Below are 16600 nucleotides of genomic sequence, written 5' to 3' on the forward strand. Positions count from 1 at the left end.
GCTGCTCCGGCAAAGTGACCGGGCGCAACAGCATCCAGTGTCCATTCCGTGCGTGTGTCAGCAAACGCGCCAGATTGCAGGAAAACAATGTGTTTGCGGGACATATGAGGAATTTTTCCCGCAGATGCGGTCGGGCATGACGAAGCGCCCCCCCGCTGCCCAGCCCGGGCGGTGCAACGCTTATGACGATTTTGGCGGGTCTGGGGAGGAAAGAACCAAGACTTTCAATAGCAGTCAAAGCGTCCTGCGAGCCCTGTGCAGTCAGAATTATGAACTCGTTGACACCAAAACGCTGCATTTCCCGCATAAGCCAAGCGAGAAACGGCCTATCTCCACGGGGCAAAAGCGACAGAGGCAAGGCGTGTGATACAGGATCCTCCAGCAGAATGACGCATTGACGAACCGTAACGCTGTTCACAACAGAACTCCCCTGACCCAATCAATCCTGCGGAACGAAGGCTCTGCCTTGTCCCCGCTCCCCTTGCCCATCCGGTAGGGCTTACCTAAACTTTAACACTAATATCGTTTGACAGACCGGCATCCCTGTCGGCCGCCACAAAGCTAGTCCGGACATATGCAAGCAGATTATACCATCTGGATCGACGTCGAAGACATTTTCCAGTATTTCGAAAACAATTCGCGCCCCAGCGGAATTCAGCGACTTGTCTACGAAATCCTGCATGTCATCCGCAAACAGGCCGCAACCAAACCGGGTATGGGCAATATTGCCCTGATCCGACGCGGACAAGACGAAACACAGCTTGTTTCCACGGTGTCTTTCGACGATCTGGAAAATCTTTTCGTCGTGCGTGCCGATGAAAAAGTCGCACATGACAGTCGCCCGGCGCCCCAGTCGCGCAAAACGCCCCGTGCTTTTGTAAGAAATCTGCGCCACACCGCCATCAGACGCATCGAAAGCCTGCCGCCGGAACTGGCACGTCCTCTGCTGACGATGGCCGTAAATCAGTTGCGCGCCCTGCGCCTTTTACGCCGTTTCGTGCAAAAACAGATGACGCGCCGTTCGGAAACGGGAAACGCCCGGACACCGGCTGTGATGCAGTCGTCAATTACGGCCGACACAGCCAATCAGCCAAAGCCCGGCGATATCTTCCTGATCCTCGGCGCAGCATGGTCGGAGCCCGGCTTCGGCGACCGTTTGGCCAGAATGCGCAAAGCGTATGGCATCCAGCCTGTCCTGCTACTGTCCGATCTCATTCCCGCCATCCGACCGGAATGGTGTGCGCTGTCCCTGATCCGGGATTTCCGGCACTGGCTGGATACGACCCTCCCGCAGTGCGGACGCCTTCTAGCCATCAGCCACGCTACGGCGAAAACCATTGATGACTATACCCGGAAACATCGCCTGAAGCTGCTGGCCCCCGTGCAGACCGTGCCGATTGGCAGCGGGTTCGGGCCGCCTCGCAAAGTGACAGGTGAACGTCCGAAAGGACTGCCTGCACCAGAAAGCTATGTCCTGTTCGTCTCCACCATCGAAGCGCGCAAGAACCATATTCTGGCGTTCCGCGTCTGGCGTCGTTTGGTCGCTGATCTGCCTCCCGAACAGGTGCCGACGCTTGTTTTCGCAGGACGGGTCGGCTGGCTCGTCTCCGACCTCATGCAGCAGCTTGAAAATACCGACTGGCTGCGTGGCAAGATCCGTCTTCTGCGCGACCCGTCGGATGACGAACTGGCGCATCTGTATGACGGCTGCATGTTCACGCTTTTCCCATCCCTGTTTGAAGGCTGGGGCCTGCCGGTGACGGAAAGCCTGATCCATGGCCGTCCCTGCGTGGCCTCGAACGCCACTTCCATCCCAGAAGCCGGCGGCCCGCTGTCGCGCTATTTCGATCCGGAAAACACCGACGATGCCTACCGCGTCGTCCGTGAAACGATCGAAGACCGCGAAGGCCTGACGAAATGGCAGGAGCAGGTCCGGACGCAGTTTAAACCCACCCCGTGGGAGCACACTGCTGACGCCATTCTGGACGCCTGTCACGCCGCGTATGTGGACGGGAGAGCGTCATGACCCTTTGGATCGACGTCGACGACCTGCTGTTCCACCTCGTGCATCATGGCCGTCCGAGCGGCATTCAGCGTGTGGTGTTCGAGCTCTGCGCAGGCCTGCGGACCCTACACGGCCACAACGTCCAGTTTGTACGCCGCGGGGCGAACAAACACGATCCGCGCGATTTCCGCACCATCGACTGGTCGGTAGTCGACACGCTGCTGCGGCAGGTCATGAAAGACAGCGGCGCCAAAGCCGCAAAAGCCTCGGCGCCGCTGTTTTCCGCCATGCAGTTCGCCGAGAACGAAACACACCGTCAGGCATTGACCGGCATCCTGCAAACGGAAGGACAGGTTCTGGGCGGACTGGCGAGCCTGTGGGCCGGGCTGGGAAGACTGGCGGTCAACGAAGGCAAGGCGGCTCTGCGCCGCCGACGTCAGCAGTCAAGCACCGACGCCGCGCAGCACGCCGAAGGAACCCCCCTGGCGGAAGCTGTCGAGGCTGGGGACGTCTTCCTGACGCTGGGTTCTCCGTGGCATCATGAGAATTATGTCCAGACAGTCCGGTGGCTGCGTGATGAACTGCGGGTCTCCTTCGGGCTCCTGATGCATGATCTGGCTCCCATCCGCTGCCCCGAATGGTGCCATATTGGCGTGATTACGACGTTCCGGGCCTGGCATCATGCCGTGTTACCGCTGGCGGACATCATCTTCGCCAACAGCCGTGCCACAGCACAGGACGTCCAGTCCTATCTTGCGGAAGAAGGCATCGGAACGGGAATCACGGTCCAGCATGTTCCGATGGGAACGGAGTTCGGACTGGCGGAAACCGTCATGCCAACCGAACGTCTGGTAAGCGAGCCCTATGTCCTGTTCGTCTCCACGATCGAGGCCCGCAAGAACCACATGCTCCTCTTCCGGATCTGGCGGCAGATGCTGGAAGATATGCCGGTCGATCAGGTTCCGACGCTGTTATTCGCGGGGCGTCCGGGCTGGCTCGTTTCCGATCTCATGCAGCAGCTTGAGAATACGAAATGGCTGGATGGCAAGATCCGCTTCATCCAGAACCCGTCCGATGCCGAACTGCGGCGCCTCTATTCCGATTGCAGCTTCTCGGTCTTCCCGTCTTTCTTCGAAGGCTGGGGCCTACCGGTGACGGAAGGTCTGGCCATGGGACGTCCCTGCATCGCCTCCAACACGACCTCCATCCCCGAAGCAGGCGGACCGCTCGGGCGTTACTTCAACCCGCGCAACCTTGGGGAAGCCTATGCCCTGATCCGTCAGGTCATCGACGATCCGGAAGATCTGGCGGCCTGGACGCAGAAGGTGCGGAGCGAGTTCAAACCCGTTCCGTGGACCGTCGGGGCCAAGGTCATCCTCGACGCCGTCCAGCGTTGAAAATCCTGCGCTTGCAGACGTTTCGCCCCCTGTGCATGAAAGTTTCATGCACAGGGGCTTGAGTCAGGCCCGCAGATCACGCACATGCAGAACCCAGCAGTTCAGTCAGCATGGGGTCGTTCGCGCTCCCGTTGCAGCCCAGTCTTTCCGGCCTTCCGAGGAGCGTTCCCTTGAAAATCAATGGCATTTCTTATCGCAGCCTCTGGCGCCCGTCCGACGATGCCAACAGCATCCGGATTTTCGACCAGACCCGCTTCCCTTGGGCTGTGGAGCTTCTGGAACTCCGGGACGTCGGCGGCGTGGCCGAGGCCATTACGTCCATGCAGGTGCGCGGCGCCCCGCTGATCGGGGCCGTCGCCGCCTATGGTCTGGTGTTCGCCCTACAGGACGACGCGTCTGACGATGCTCTGGACAAGGCCGCAGCCTTCCTCGTCGCCACGCGCCCGACTGCCATCAACCTGCGCTGGGCCATCGAGCGCATGGTCAAACACCTCAAGGCTGTTCCCGAAGCCGGGCGTGTCACCGCGGGCTATGCCGAAGCCGACGCCATCTGCGACGAAGACGTTCAGGTCAATGAATCCATCGGCCGTCACGGTCTGGAACTGATCCGCGAGATCTGGGAGCGCAAGGGCCGTCAGGGACAGGTCAATCTTCTGACGCACTGCAATGCCGGATGGATCGCCACCGTCGACTGGGGCACGGCCCTTGCCCCGATCTACATGGCGCATGACGAAGGCATTCCGGTTCATGTCTGGGTGGATGAGACGCGCCCCCGCAATCAAGGCAGCCTCCTGACGGCATGGGAACTCGGCAGTCACGGCGTGCCGCACACTGTCATCGCAGACAACGCGGGTGGCCATTACATGCAGGCCGGACGGGTGGATATGGTCATCGTCGGCACGGACCGCGTGACCGCGCAGGGCGACGTGGCCAACAAGATTGGCACCTATCTCAAGGCCTTGGCCGCGCATGACAACAACGTCCCGTTCTGGGTGGCACTGCCGTCCTCGACGATCGACTGGCGCGTGCGTGACGGCGTAAAAGAAATCCCGATCGAAGAGCGCAGCGCGGATGAAGTGCTGTTCATGACAGGCCTCGACACCCGAGGAGACGCCAGCCGCGTCCGCATCGCGCCTCTCGGCAGCCCGGCCGCAAATCCGGCCTTCGACGTCACGCCAGCCCGCCTCGTGACGGGCCTCATCACCGAGCGCGGCCGTTGCGACGCCAGTGAAGCCGGGCTGCGATCACTGTTTCCCGATACTCCGTGACGTCTGCGGCACCCTGCAAGGGCTACGCTCCGCTATGGTTTCGGATCATTCGGGCGTTCCTTGCGGGAAACGCTGTTCTGGGGCTGACCGCGAGCGTCTTTCTGCCCGCACTCTGCATCGGGTTCGGTATGGCCATGGACAACCCGGCAAGCGAGCCCCTCTTTACCCGCTGTCTGTTGATCTATCTCGGCCTCCTGCCGGTTGTCTGTATCGTCACGCTGACATTCCTGTTCAGAACAAGACCCATGTCACTGATGCAGACAATATTCTGTGCTGGAATATCCACGGCTCTGCTGGGCTTCTGGTTTCCTCCCGTGGGGCTGCCTGTCATTCAGAAAACCTGCATAAAAATAAGGGCATGGCAGGCCGTGGCCCCTTCCCCGGTCAGCCTCCATCCTTGACGCTCTGTGTCACATGCCGTTCAAGTTGAGGTCATGACGGGTACATGAGGATAACAGTGCCAGATTCGCATCTTTTCAGGCGAGCAGCCGCTACGGCCGCCCTGCTCGCACTGGCTGCATGTTCAAGCCAGCAGAGTGTCAGCCCGTATCCGGCCCGCACGCCGAACGCCCAGTATGCGAACGGAACTACTGGTCCGGTAGGTTACGACGTCCATGTTCCGGACTTCGCCACCCGCAATTTCGAGCCGTTCAACCGGCAGGATGTCGCGGCCATCGCCCTGCGCGAATGGCGGATGTTCGGCTCCCCCGTCTCGGACGATAACCCCGAAGACCGTCCCGAACCCACCGATGCGGCGCTGAAGCCCGAACGGCTCCCCGGCCTTTGGCAGCGGATCGGCGAATACTGGTGGATCGGACAGGACCCGTATGAGACGGAAGTCGGCTGGACGGGCAAAACGGACTCTCAGGGCACCCGCTTCGAGATCGCGCATGACGGCCACTATGCCTGGTCTGCCGCATTCATCTCGTATGTGATGCGTATTGCGGGCGCCAATGGACGTTTCCCGTATTCCCCCAATCATTCGACCTATATCAACGCCGCCGCCAGCGGGCAGTCCAGCGGCGTGACTGCCCATGATCCCGGAACCTACGCTCCCAAGCTCGGCGATCTGATCTGCGTCGGGCGCGGCAAGAGCAAGACCGTCACTTTCTCCATGCTGCCGACCAGCTACGGCTTTCCAGCCCATTGCGGCATCGTCTCCGCCACCAACCAGAACGCCCAGCCTTTCGGACACGAGCTGAGCATTGTCGGCGGCAACGTGGATGACGCCGTGGCTCTCACCCATGTCCCCACGGATGCCAACGGCATGATCGCCGACAGTTCAGGGCACAGCTACGACAGCCGCTATCCCTGGTGCGCCGTGTTGGAAGTGCATTACGACGCGGATCAGGAACCCGACAGCGGCATGTAAGCCGACGGCAGGCCGCTGGACCGCCAGCCCTTGCCGGGGCCGTGCTGGTCTTCGAATCCGTCCACGATATTGCTGACATCCGCATAACCGGCATTTTCCGCCAGCAGTGCGGCATGATGTGACCGCACACCCGATCGGCACAGGAACAGCAGCGGTGTCTGCTGGTCGGGAACGGCTTCGACCAGGGCCTCAAGAAACTCGCGCTGAAGGTCAGGCTGCCAGGTCACACACAGAAGCGGCGCGGTCATCGCATCCGCGTCGGGCAATCCCACATGCATCCATTCCGGCGGCGTGCGCACATCCACCAGAACAGGCTGCGCGTCATTCTCAGAGCCCGTTCCATGCTTTTTTTCAAGCATGTCCCACGCCTGCCTTGCTGTCAGAACCTTCATGCTCTTTCTCATCCTTCCAAAACACGTTCTATAATTCACCCAGCACGGGCCAGCACAGGAGTTACCGTATGACCGACCTCTCTCCGAACCGCCAGGCTGCCACGATCGGATGGCAGACCGTCTCCCCGGGTATGACCGCCGCGATCGGAGGCACACCTCTGATTCGCCTTGAACGCGCGTCCGAGGAAACCGGCTGCAATATCTACGGCAAAGCCGAGTTCATGAACCCCGGCGGCTCCGTAAAGGACCGCGCGGCTCTTGCAATCATCAATGATGCCCTGAAAAGCGGCGCCCTGAAACCCGGCGGCACGGTCGTTGAGGGAACGGCGGGCAATACGGGAATCGGCCTGACGCTGGTCGCCCATGCGGTAGGCTGCAAGGCCGTGATCGTCGTGCCGGAAACACAGAGCCGCGAGAAGCTGGACTTTCTGCGCATGATCGGCGCGGATCTGCGTCTTGTTCCCGCCAAGCCCTATCGTGATCCGGGCAATTACGTTCATGTCTCGCGCCGTCTCGCCGAAGAAATCGGTGGCTTCTGGGCCAACCAGTTCGACAACACCGCCAACCGCGAAGGCCACCGCGCCACCACAGCCCGTGAAATCTGGGAACAGACGGGCGGAAAAATCGACGCCTTCACCTGCGCCTGCGGCACGGGCGGAACGCTGGCCGGAATCGCACTGGGCCTGCGCGATCAGGCCGCAGCAGCCGGAAAGACCGCGCCGCGCGTCGTCCTCGCCGATCCGGAAGGTTCCGCCCTTTACGGTTGGGTGAAGTCCAACGACCTCACCATTACCGGGGGTTCAATTACCGAAGGAATCGGTCAAGGCCGCGTGACCGCCAATCTGGAAGGCTCGGCACCCGATGACGCCGAACGCATTCCCGATGCCGAGGCGCTGGAGCAGATTTTCTCCCTGACCTCGAACGAAGGTCTCTCGGTCGGTGGCTCGTCCGGCATCAATGTCGCTGCGGCAATCCGCACCGCACGCCGTCTTGGACCCGGACATACGATTGTTACAATTCTGTGCGACGGTGGTGCCCGATATCAGTCCAAGCTGTTCAACCCGGAGTTCCTGCGTGCGAAAAACCTGCCTGTCCCGCCCTGGCTGGCCTGACCTCGCCGCAGTGCCGTCCCATATCGGGGGCGGCACACGCAGTCCGAACGCGGTCACAGCATTCCTGAAAGGCCTCTGGTCATGAGCACGGAAACACTGCCCCATCTTCTGGTCGTGGATGATGACCGCGAAATCCGCGAACTGCTGAGTCAGTTCCTCGAACGCAATCATTTCCGCGTCACAGCGGCCCGTGACGCCCGCGAAGCGCGCAAGGCCTGGGCGAACGGGCATTACCAGCTCGTGGTGCTGGATCTGATGCTGCCTGGCGAGAGCGGTCTTGAAGTCGCGCGCTGGCTGCGCTCGCAGGACAACGTCCCCATCATCATGCTCACCGCCATGAGCGATGAAACCGACCGGATCATCGGCCTCGAATTCGGTGCGGACGATTACGTCGCCAAGCCTTTCAACCCTCGCGAACTGCTCGCCCGCATCCGCGCGGTGCTGCGCCGGACGATCGACGTCGAGGACAAGCGACAGGTTGCCGATACCCGCAAGATCCACTTCGCGGGCTGGTGCCTCGATCCCGTCCGTCGTCGCCTGCTGAACCCGGATGGTGCGGAAGTTTCCCTCACCGGTGGCGAGTATGACCTGCTGATGGCACTGCTCGAACGCGCAAACCGCGTGCTGACGCGCGACATGCTTCTGGAACTGCTCCGTGGCCGTCAGGCCGGACCGTTCGACCGCGCCATCGACGTCGCGGTCAGCCGCCTGCGTCGCAAGCTCGAAGACGACGGCCGCAATGCGCAGGTCATCAAGACGGTCCGCGGCGGGGGCTATGTCCTCGCGGCAGAAGTCGAGCGTCTCTGACCGGAATGCACATTCTTCCACGATCTCTCGTCACCCGCACCAGCCTGTTGCTGATCGTGGGGCTTGCCATCGTGGAAGCCGCAGGACTGGCCATCCACGCGCTGGACCGCTTCGATCTGGAAGAGCGCAGTCAGGTCCATGAAGAGCAGGTGCAGGTCTTTTCGATCTACCGCACGGTCGCGGAAGCCAGCCCGGCCGACCGTCGCGACGCCATCGAAGACCTGCGCGTCCCCTCCAACGTCACGGTCCTGCTTCTCAAAGAGCCGGACCCGTTGATCGAGGGGCATGAAATTCCCCTCCCCCCGAGAGTGTCTTCCCCTTTCCTGCATCATCCGCGCGATGGCTTCCCCCAGCCCGGCATGATGGACGAAAACGGGGCCCATCCGGGTGCGGACATGCCCCCGCATATGGGACCACCGGGTTTTCCAGAACCCGGCATGAACGGCCCGGATTTCCACATGCCCCCCGGCCCTTCCGGTACGCCCTTGGGTGGCCCTATGCCGGGTCCAATGGGGAACCCGATGGACGGCCATATGCCTCCCCCGATGGAAGGAAACCCCCGCTTCCCGGGAAGCCTGCACCGGCATGACATGCCGCCCTTCGTGCGATGGGCGCTGCTGCCGTCGTCCCTTTATCCGCGCAAGGTCCTGATCGGCCAGAAACTGCGAACCCACTCCACTTCGATCCTCCTGCCGGATCGGGACTGCTGGGTCGTGGTCCGGTTCGTCACCCCTCTGCCCAACCCGTTCGGATCACCAACCTTTCTGATTGCGTTCCTCGTCATGTCCATTGCCGGGAGTGCGATGATCGTCTGGGCCACACGCCGCCTGATCGCCCCCGTCACAACGCTGGCCAATGCCGCCGAAGCACTGGGCCGGGACGTCAATACAGCCGCTCTGCCTGAAAACGGCCCTTCCGAAATCCGGCGTGCCGCAATTGCCTTCAATACGATGGCCACACGCATCCGCCGTTTCGTAACGGACCGCACGCTCATGCTGACCGCCATCGGCCATGACCTCCGCACGCCCATCACGCGCCTGAAACTGCGCGCCGAGTTCATCGATGACGACGCACTCCGCAACAAGGTGCTGGCCGATCTGGACGAGATGGAAGCCATGGTTTCCGCCACGCTGGCCTTCGGACGTGACAGCGCCTCTGCCGAACCCATCGTCACGCTGGACCTGCGCGCCCTGCTCCAGACCATCATGGACGAAGCCGCCGAAAGCCTGCCGGACAAGGCGGACGACCTGTTCTACGAACCGCCCAATGTGCCCGTCCGCATCAAGGCGCGCTCGGTTGCACTGAAACGCGCTCTGAACAACCTCATCCTCAATGCCCTGAAATATGGCGGAAACGCCCATGTCACACTCATTCCGGCCATCCGCCCCGGCGAGAAAGGCAATGCGGTTCGCATTCTGATCGAAGACAATGGCCCGGGGCTGCCTGAAAACGAGCTGGACCGCGTGTTCGAACCTTTCGTCCGCATCGAGAGCAGCCGCAACCGCGAAACCGGTGGAACCGGCCTTGGTCTGGCCATTGCCCGCACCATTCTGCATGGTCAGGGCGGGGATGTCCGCCTTGAAAACCGGACCGGCGGGGGCTTGCGCGTCATCGTCACGCTGGCCCCATAAACAGAGCATGGACAGAGCCGCGCCTTGATCAATGGCGCGCTCCTCCCCATGCTAGGGGCTTCTCCCATTTCTGATCAGGTCTTTTCCATGAAACAGCGTGAACTTGGCCGCACCGGCATTGCCGTCAGCGAAATCTGCCTCGGCACCATGACCTTCGGTCAGCAGAACACCGAAACCGAGGGCCACGCCCAGCTCGACATGGCGCTGGACCACGGCATCAATTTCATCGACACCGCCGAACTTTATTCCATCCCGCCCCGCGCCGAGACGCAGGGCTCAACCGAAACCATCATCGGAAGCTGGCTGAAAGCGCGCGGCGGCCGTGATCGTCTTGTCATCGCCAGCAAGGTCGTCGGACGAACGGCCATGCCGTGGTTCCGCCCCGATGGCGAGGAAGCACGCCTCACCCCGCGCCAGATCCGCTACGCGCTCGAAGGCTCACTGCGCCGCCTCGGCACCGATTACATCGACCTCTACCAGCTCCACTGGCCCGACCGGAAAGTCGGCCTGTTCGGCGAAGGTGGCACGACCTTCCGCGACCTGCCCGAAGACTCCGCCGTTCCGTTCGAAGACACGCTCGGCGTGCTCGGCGATCTCGTGAACGAAGGCAAAATCCGCCATGTCGGCCTCTCCAACGAGACCGCCTGGGGCGTTTCGAAATTTCTGGAAGCCTCCCGCACAGGCCTGCCGCGCGTCGCCTCCATCCAAAACGCCTATAACCTGATCAACCGGACTTTCGAGATCGGTCTTGCCGAAATGGCACTACACGAGAAGGTCGGACTGCTGGCCTATTCCCCGCTCGCGCAGGGCTACCTGACCGGAAAATATCTGAACGGCGCCCGCCCCGCCGGAGCCCGCACCACGCTGTTCAACCGTGGTCAGCGCTACCAGAAGCCCGGCGTTGACGATGCCATCACGGCCTATCACGCCCTCGCTCGTGAGGAGGGGATCGATCCTACCCAGCTCGCGATCGCGTTCGTCACCTCACGCCCGTTCGTGACGTCCAACATCATCGGCGCCACCAGCGTCGATCAGCTCCGCACCATTCTCGGCGCGGCAGATGTCGTCATCACGCCAGAGCTGGAAGAGAAGATCAACGCCATCCATCAGGTCCATTCCAACCCTGCCCCCTGAAGGCAGCACATCAGGCATCGGGAATATTCCCGATGCCGACCGGACTCAGACCTTGATCAGACGCGCGGCAAAGAAGCCGTCCATGCCGCCAAGTTCGCTCCACAGGCCCGGATGGGTGCGGAACATCCCGTCCCATGTCCGGGCAACGGCCATATCGGCCAGTTCCGCTTCCGAAAACGGATCGAACTTCCAGCCACCGCGCGCAATCGCCGCCTTGATCCGCTCCGGGCCTTCCTCATCCTGAAGCGAGCAGACGGCATAAAGCAGCACGCCACCCGGCTTGAGCATTTCATGCGCGGCATCAATCAACGCATCCTGACCTTCCGCCAATGCCGTCACGTCGCGCGGGCGCTTGATCCACAACACGTCCGGATGACGACGCAGGGTGCCCGTCGCGGAACACGGCGCATCCAGCAGAACCATGTCCACCGGAGCGTCCGGACGCCATGTTGCGGCATCGGCCACAACCGTCTTCGCGGACAGCTTCAGACGCGCGATATTGTCTTCCAGCCGCTGCGCCCGCGCTTCCTCACGCTCGACCGCCACAACCTGCGCACCTGCCGTTGCAAGCTGGGCCGTCTTGCCGCCCGGCGCTGCGCAAAGATCCACGACGGTCTTGCCCGACACATCGCCCATCAGCTTCACTGGCATCGTCGCCGCGACATCCTGCGCCCAGAATGCGCCGTCCTCGAAGCCTTCCAGCGTCGTAATGCGCGTCCCGGCCGGATAACGGACGGACCCTGTCGGCAGCACCTCGCCACCTTCCGGTGCGACGGCTCCCGGACGTAGCGTCAGATCCAGCGGCGCTTCACGATGCAAGCCACGCGAAATCGCCCGTGCCCGCTTGCCCCACGCGCTCCACAACCACGGCGGAACATCCAGCCGGTCCACGTCTAGACCATCCAGAAGCTCCTGCCCTTCCCGCGAAACACGCCGTAGCACGGCGTTAGCCAGCCCCGCGAATGGGGCCAAACCACGACGGCGCAGAAGATCCACGATCGTCCCGACCGCCGCATGGGGCGGCGTTTCGAGATGCAGCAACTGCGCCACGCCCATCAGCAGCGCGCAACGCACCGGCTCGGGCGGTTCGCGGCGCAATAACGGCTGAAGCAGTTCGGTCATGCTGCCGAGATGACGCAGGGTTGTCGCCGCCAGACGATGGGCCGAGGCGCGATCCCGCGGGTCCAGTCCCTGCCCGGCACGATCCAGCGTCGTCTCCAGCATCCGGCGATGCTCGACCACCCCACAGACAATATCGAAGGCAAGGTCGCGCGTCGGGTCCGGCGCAGGACGACGCTGCGGCGTACGGCCACCCTGTGACGACCCTTGCGGGCGACGTGGTCCAGCATTCCGGGTTCCGGAGGCCGGATTACGGGGAGGCTTGTTGGATGGGGGCTGGGTCATGACAGGCTATCGATCTCTCGCATCCTGCCGAAATCGCATCTTGCGGCCACGGACGCAATGGCGTCTTCTCCCGACATGTCCGATCTTATTGCCCAAAACCTCGCCGCCATCCGTCATCGTATCGCTCAGGCCTGCGAAAAAGCCGGGCGCGCAGAGGCGGACGTGTCTCTCGTGGCCGTCAGCAAGTTCCACCCGATCGAGAGTGTCGAAGCCGCGTTAAAAGCCGGTCAGCGCCTGTTCGGGGAAAACCGCGTGCAGGAAGCCGCCTCCAAATTTCCGCAGCTTCGCGACCATTTTCCGGACCTGCGCTTGCACATCATCGGCGGCCTTCAGACCAACAAGGCCCTCGAAGCCTGCCAGATCGCGGACGTGATCGAGAGCCTCGACCGCCCGTCTCTGTCAGACGCGATCGAGAAAGCCGCGCAGAAAGCCGGACGCCTCCCCGAGCTTCTCATTCAGGTCAATACGGGCGACGAACCGCAGAAATCCGGTATTCCCCGCGACGAGGCCGATGCGTTCATTGAAGCTTCCCTTGAAAAATTCGGCCCGAAAATCCGGGGTCTGATGTGCATCCCCCCCGAGGATGAAGACCCCGCGCCCCATTTCCACTTCCTGCGCAGAACCGCCGAACGGCATGGACTGCCGGTACTCTCGATGGGGATGTCCGCCGATTTTGAAACCGCCATTGCCGAAAACGCGACGCTCGTCCGGGTGGGAACCGCCATTTTCGGAAGCCGTCCCGTGCCACAATCCTGACGCACGGCTTGCGTCCGTCGCAGAAATCTTGTCATGAGGGGAAGTTGCCGTGATGTGGAGCGCGCTTGACGAGTGCTGCGACAGGAGATGACGGCACTCTACTGACGCCCGTAAATGGAACCAGCAATGCCTGAACATGACGGTGACCGCGCCTCCAACTCTCCTCATGGCGTAGGGATTCCCAACGACTCCGGCGACGTCGTCCAAACGATCGAGCAGGCCCGTTCGGAAGGCCATACCCACGAGATCGGTGGCGAAGATGACGGTTCCAGCCACAAGCGCCCCGCCGGCATGGGCGCGCTGCTTACGGTTCTGGGCGTGGTTTACGGCGATATCGGCACAAGCCCGCTCTATGCGCTGCAATCCTCCGTCAGCATTGTCAGTACGCCCAAGATGCCTGCCCAGCCCTGGGAAATCATGGGGCTTGCGAGCTTGACGTTCTGGGCGCTGATGCTCATCGTCACCATCAAATACGTCATTCTCATCATGCGGGCCGATCATGACGGCGAAGGCGGCATCATCGCCCTCATGTCCCTCGCCCAACGCGTCTGCAAATCGCAGCATTTCCGATGGCTGTTCGGCCTTGTGGGCATTGCGGGCACCTGCCTGTTCTTCGGCGACAGCATCATCACCCCGGCCATTTCAGTGCTCTCGGCCGTAGAAGGCATCGAAACCGCCGTGCCGTCGGCCAGCCACATCATCATCCCGCTGGCAATGATCGTACTGGTCGGGCTGTTCTCGGTTCAGGTGCTGGGAACCGGCAAAATCGGCAAGGCGTTCGGCCCGATCATGGTGGCCTGGTTTGCTGTTCTCGCCATTCTCGGCGTCAAGGGAATCTTGCTCTACCCCCATATCCTGCTTGCCCTGTCGCCGACCTTCGCGCTCGAATTCATCATCATGCACGGCTACCTGTCGTTCATCGCACTCGGTTCGGTCGTGCTGTCCGTCACGGGTGCGGAAGCGCTTTATGCCGATATGGGCCATTTCGGACGCGCCCCGATCCGCAAGGCCTGGCTGTTCTTCGTCCTGCCGTCGCTGACGCTGAACTATTTCGGTCAGGCCGCCCTGCTGATCCATAATCCGCATGCCCTGTCCAACCCGTTCTATCTGCTGGTGCCCCACTGGGCACAGATCCCGATGCTGATCCTTGCGACCTTCGCAACTGTGATTGCCTCGCAAGCCGGTATCTCGGGCAGCTTCTCGCTGTGCCGCCAGCTCATCCAGCTCGGCTACCTGCCCCGCACCCGCATCATGCACACCAACGCGTCGGAAGAAGCGCAGATCTATCTGCCGTCGCTGAACTGGATTCTGGCCTTTGGCGCACTGGTTCTGGTGCTGTCGTTCCGCACGTCCTCGGCCCTCGCCGCAGCCTACGGCATCGCCGTCACGGGGACATTCCTGTGCACCTGCGTTCTGGCCATGGTGGTGTTCCGCCGCGTCTTTAAATGGAAGACCGCCACGGTCGCGATCGTCTTCGGCTTCTTCTTCATCGTGGACAGCATTTTCTTCTCCGCAAACGTGCTCAAGATCCCCGATGGCGGCTGGGTCCCGCTGGCGATCGGCATCATCAGCACCATCATCATGACCACCTGGAAGCGCGGCCGCAGCCTCATCGCCGCCCGCCAGCAGGCGGATTCCATGCCGATGGGCTCTTTCCTCGCGCGTCTGCCACAGTCCCGCACGATCCGCGTTCCCGGTCTGGCCGTCTTCCTGACCGCCAACCCCGACATCGTGCCGAACTCGCTGCTGCATAACCTCAAGCACAACAAGGTTCTGCACGATCACATCCTGTTCGTGACGGTCCAGAACCTCGACCAGCCGGAAGCCGAGCGCGGCCACCGCGCCATCGTTCAGGAACTCGCCCCCAACATTCACCGCGTCATCGTCCGCTACGGCTTCATGGAGATGCCCAATCTCCCTCGCGCTCTGCTGGAACTGAACGCGCTCGGCGTGGCGTTCGACGCCATTCAGGCCTCCTATTTCACGTCCCATGAACTCGTCGTCCGCTCCCGCGTGCCGAAGATGCAGCTCTGGCGAATGTGGATCTTCCTCCTGCTCCAGCGCAATGCGGCCTCCACGACCGAGTTCCTGCGCATTCCGCCCGATCGCGTGGTGGAATTCGGCGTCCGGATCGCCATTTGACGTCCCGTCCTTTGGCCGAGCCGCTTTCCCTCTACATCCATTGGCCCTTCTGTCTGGCGAAGTGCCCCTACTGCGATTTCAACTCCCATGTCCGGGAGGTGATCCCGCAGCAGCGCTTCGCCACAGCCCTGCGCCGTGAACTGGCCCATGATGCCGCCCGTCTAACGCGCGATGGCGTCAAACGCCCCCTGCGTTCGATCTTTTTCGGCGGCGGCACACCGTCACTCATGGAACCCGAAACCGTTGCCGCCCTGATCGAGGACGCATATCGCCTGTTCGATGCCGAAAACGATCTGGAAATCACGCTCGAAGCCAACCCGACCAGCGTCGAGGCCGGAAAATTCGCGGCGTTTCGTCAGGCCGGGGTCAACCGCGTCTCGCTCGGCATTCAAAGCCTGCGGGACGATGCGCTGCACAAGCTTGGCCGCGAACACTCCGCCACGCAGGCCATCCGCGCCCTCGAAACCGCCCGAACCCTGTTCCCGCGCATTTCCTTTGATCTGATCTACGCCCGCCCCGGCCAGAGCGACGCCGACTGGACAGACGAGCTCACCACAGCACTCGACCTCGTGGCCGATCACCTGTCGCTGTATCAACTCACCATCGAACCGGGCACGAAGTTCGAAGCCATGCACCGGCGCGGCGAACTCACCCTGCCCGACGAAGACACCGCCGCGCGCCTCTATGACCTGACCGGCGACATCGCCGGCCGTCACGGCCTCCTGCCTTATGAAGTCTCAAACTACGCCCGCCCCGGCGCCGAGAGCCGCCATAACCTAACCTACTGGCGTTATGCGGATTATATCGGCATCGGCCCCGGTGCTCATGGGCGCCTGACGCTGGACCGCGAGCTTTACGCCACCCGCCGTCACCGTGCGCCCGAACCCTGGGCCGAGCGAGTTGAAAAGACAGGCTCAGGCAGTACCGAGGAAACCCTGCTCACGCCGGAAGAAAAAGGCCGCGAAGCCCTGCTGATGGGCCTGCGCCTGTCTGAAGGCATCGACGAGGCGGCCTTCGCCGCCCGCACGGGCCGCGCACTTCTGGACTGTGTGGACCCGGCTCTGCTCGAAGCCTGCATCGAGGAAAACTACCTTGAACGGGACAGCGGCATCCTGCGCGCGACCGGCGAAGGACGGCTTCGTCTTGAAGCGATACTGGCGCGCCTCGTCACTTGAGGGCA

General features: G+C 62.3%; 14 protein-coding genes. 12 read left to right on the forward strand and 2 right to left on the reverse strand.

What is annotated here, in order from left to right; translation table 11 throughout:
* Nucleotides 1-574: 574 nt before the first annotated feature.
* The 5 genes from HKD28_RS02475 (at nucleotide 575) to HKD28_RS02495 (ending at nucleotide 6042) form a co-directional block, all read left to right on the forward strand.
* A complete protein-coding gene (locus tag HKD28_RS02475; protein WP_194266714.1) occupies nucleotides 575-2026 on the forward strand; it encodes a glycosyltransferase family 4 protein in 1452 nt (483 codons plus the stop codon).
* Complete coding sequence (locus HKD28_RS02480) at nucleotides 2023-3402, forward strand: glycosyltransferase family 4 protein (RefSeq protein ID WP_194266715.1); 1380 nt, start codon at nucleotides 2023-2025, stop codon at nucleotides 3400-3402. The genes HKD28_RS02475 and HKD28_RS02480 overlap by 4 nt, the downstream gene beginning before the upstream one ends.
* 170 nt (nucleotides 3403-3572) lie before the next feature.
* The gene (gene mtnA, locus HKD28_RS02485) at nucleotides 3573-4670 is read left to right on the forward strand and encodes an S-methyl-5-thioribose-1-phosphate isomerase (protein ID WP_194266716.1); all 1098 of its coding nucleotides are present in this window, start codon (nucleotides 3573-3575) and stop codon (nucleotides 4668-4670) included.
* Nucleotides 4667-5071 (forward strand): hypothetical protein, encoded by a 405-nt coding sequence (locus HKD28_RS02490; protein ID WP_194266717.1) that lies wholly within the window; start codon nucleotides 4667-4669, stop codon nucleotides 5069-5071. The genes mtnA and HKD28_RS02490 overlap by 4 nt, the downstream gene beginning before the upstream one ends.
* A gap of 44 nt (nucleotides 5072-5115) precedes the next feature.
* Nucleotides 5116-6042, forward strand: a complete 927-nt coding sequence (locus tag HKD28_RS02495; protein WP_207728811.1) for a DUF2272 domain-containing protein — start codon at nucleotides 5116-5118, stop codon at nucleotides 6040-6042.
* Here the strand turns inward: HKD28_RS02495 and HKD28_RS02500 are convergent.
* Nucleotides 6018-6434, reverse strand: a complete 417-nt coding sequence (locus HKD28_RS02500; protein WP_194266718.1) for a rhodanese-like domain-containing protein — start codon at nucleotides 6432-6434, stop codon at nucleotides 6018-6020. The two genes, HKD28_RS02495 and HKD28_RS02500, sit on opposite strands and share 25 nt — an antisense overlap.
* 68 nt (nucleotides 6435-6502) lie before the next feature.
* Between HKD28_RS02500 and HKD28_RS02505 the strand changes: the two genes are divergently transcribed.
* From HKD28_RS02505 to HKD28_RS02520, 4 genes are all read left to right on the forward strand, one after another.
* Nucleotides 6503-7546, forward strand: a complete 1044-nt coding sequence (locus HKD28_RS02505) for a cysteine synthase A (protein ID WP_194266719.1) — start codon at nucleotides 6503-6505, stop codon at nucleotides 7544-7546.
* Nucleotides 7547-7627: 81 nt separating this feature from the next.
* A complete protein-coding gene (locus tag HKD28_RS02510; RefSeq protein ID WP_194254179.1) occupies nucleotides 7628-8353 on the forward strand; it encodes a response regulator in 726 nt (241 codons plus the stop codon).
* Nucleotides 8354-8358: 5 nt separating this feature from the next.
* A complete protein-coding gene (locus tag HKD28_RS02515; RefSeq protein WP_194266720.1) occupies nucleotides 8359-9984 on the forward strand; it encodes an ATP-binding protein in 1626 nt (541 codons plus the stop codon).
* An 87-nt stretch (nucleotides 9985-10071) separates the two neighbouring features.
* Nucleotides 10072-11118 (forward strand): aldo/keto reductase, encoded by a 1047-nt coding sequence (locus HKD28_RS02520; RefSeq protein ID WP_194261841.1) that lies wholly within the window; start codon nucleotides 10072-10074, stop codon nucleotides 11116-11118.
* Between the two features lie 45 nt (nucleotides 11119-11163).
* Here the strand turns inward: HKD28_RS02520 and HKD28_RS02525 are convergent, their stop codons facing one another.
* Nucleotides 11164-12522: an RsmB/NOP family class I SAM-dependent RNA methyltransferase gene (locus HKD28_RS02525; RefSeq protein WP_194266721.1), complete on the reverse strand. Its 1359-nt coding sequence runs from the start codon at nucleotides 12520-12522 to the stop codon at nucleotides 11164-11166.
* A gap of 57 nt (nucleotides 12523-12579) precedes the next feature.
* Between HKD28_RS02525 and HKD28_RS02530 the strand changes: the two genes are divergently transcribed.
* From HKD28_RS02530 to hemW, 3 genes are all read left to right on the forward strand, one after another.
* Nucleotides 12580-13278: a YggS family pyridoxal phosphate-dependent enzyme gene (locus HKD28_RS02530; protein ID WP_235993243.1), complete on the forward strand. Its 699-nt coding sequence runs from the start codon at nucleotides 12580-12582 to the stop codon at nucleotides 13276-13278.
* Between the two features lie 114 nt (nucleotides 13279-13392).
* Nucleotides 13393-15420 carry a potassium transporter Kup gene (locus HKD28_RS02535; RefSeq protein ID WP_194261839.1) on the forward strand — a complete coding sequence of 676 codons (2028 nt, stop codon included), beginning with the start codon at nucleotides 13393-13395 and terminating at the stop codon, nucleotides 15418-15420.
* 11 nt (nucleotides 15421-15431) lie between these two features.
* The gene (gene hemW / locus HKD28_RS02540) at nucleotides 15432-16595 is read left to right on the forward strand and encodes a radical SAM family heme chaperone HemW (RefSeq protein ID WP_194266811.1); all 1164 of its coding nucleotides are present in this window, start codon (nucleotides 15432-15434) and stop codon (nucleotides 16593-16595) included.
* The last annotated feature ends 5 nt before the right edge of the window (nucleotides 16596-16600 follow it).

The sequence above is a fragment of the Gluconobacter cadivus genome (assembly GCF_015244745.1).
Classification (GTDB): domain Bacteria; phylum Pseudomonadota; class Alphaproteobacteria; order Acetobacterales; family Acetobacteraceae; genus Gluconobacter; species Gluconobacter cadivus.